Raw genomic sequence first — 1,310 nt, 5'->3', positions numbered from 1 at the left:
AGCTGATTGCCGAAGTGCAGGGCGAAGGGCAGATCTTCTACCGTCGCCGTCGTCGTCGCGTGAAGCGTAAGAGCGGCAACATCGATGATTTCTGCCGCCGCTGGGGCAGCCAGTATAGCTATATGGTGGTGCTGGACGCTGACTCGGTGATGACCGGCGAGTGTCTGAGCAGCCTGGTGCGCCTGATGGAAGCGAACCCGAACGCCGGGATCATCCAGTCATCCCCGCGCGCTTCGGGCATGGACACGCTGTATGCGCGTTGCCAGCAGTTTGCCACCCGGGTGTACGGTCCGCTGTTTACGGCGGGTCTGCACTTCTGGCAGCTGGGGGAGTCCCACTACTGGGGACACAACGCCATTATCCGCGTGAAGCCGTTCATCGAGCACTGCGCGCTGGCGCCGCTGCCGGGCGAGGGTAACTTTGCCGGGTCGATTCTGTCGCACGACTTCGTCGAAGCCGCGCTAATGCGCCGTGCCGGCTGGGGGGTGTGGATTGCCTACGATCTGCCGGGCTCCTATGAGGAGCTGCCGCCGAACCTGCTGGACGAGCTGAAACGCGACCGTCGCTGGTGTCAGGGCAACCTGATGAACTTCCGCCTGTTCCTCGTCAGAGGGATGCACCCGGTTCACCGGGCGGTGTTCCTCACCGGCGTGATGTCGTACCTGTCGGCGCCGCTGTGGTTTATGTTCCTTGCCCTGTCGACGGCGTTGCAGGTGGTGCATGCCCTGACCGAGCCGCAGTACTTCCTGCAGCCGCGTCAGCTGTTCCCGGTGTGGCCGCAGTGGCGTCCGGAGCTGGCCATCGCGCTGTTCGCTTCGACCATGGTGCTGCTGTTCCTGCCGAAGCTGCTGAGTATTATTCTGGTGTGGTGTAAAGGGCCGAAAGAGTACGGCGGATTTATCCGCGTCACGCTTTCTCTGCTGCTGGAGGTCCTGTTCTCGGTCCTGCTGGCGCCGGTTCGCATGCTGTTCCACACCGTCTTCGTGGTCAGCGCCTTCCTCGGCTGGGAAGTGGTGTGGAATTCGCCGCAGCGTGATGATGACTCCACGCCGTGGGGAGAAGCCTTTATGCGTCACGGCTCGCAGCTGCTGCTGGGGCTGGTATGGGCAGTCGGAATGGCATGGCTGGATCTGCGCTTCCTGTTCTGGCTGGCGCCGATCGTCGTCTCGCTGATCCTGTCGCCGTTCGTGTCGGCGATCTCCAGCCGGGCGACCGTGGGCCTGCGCACCAAGCGCTGGAAGCTGTTCCTGATCCCGGAAGAGTATTCGCCGCCGCAGGTGCTCAAGGATACCGACGCGTACCTGACGCTG

General features: G+C 63.2%; 1 protein-coding gene. It reads left to right on the top strand.

From position 1 onward, the window contains the following. A partial coding sequence (gene mdoH, locus AACG97_RS00200) for a glucans biosynthesis glucosyltransferase MdoH (protein ID WP_338463229.1) occupies positions 1 to 1,310 on the top strand: 1,310 nt, incomplete at both ends.

Origin of the sequence: Pseudomonas sp. Nvir, from assembly GCF_963778085.1 — a bacterium.
GTDB lineage: Bacteria > Pseudomonadota > Gammaproteobacteria > Pseudomonadales > Pseudomonadaceae > Aquipseudomonas > Aquipseudomonas juntendi.
This window is presented reverse-complemented; position numbering and strand designations above follow the sequence as displayed.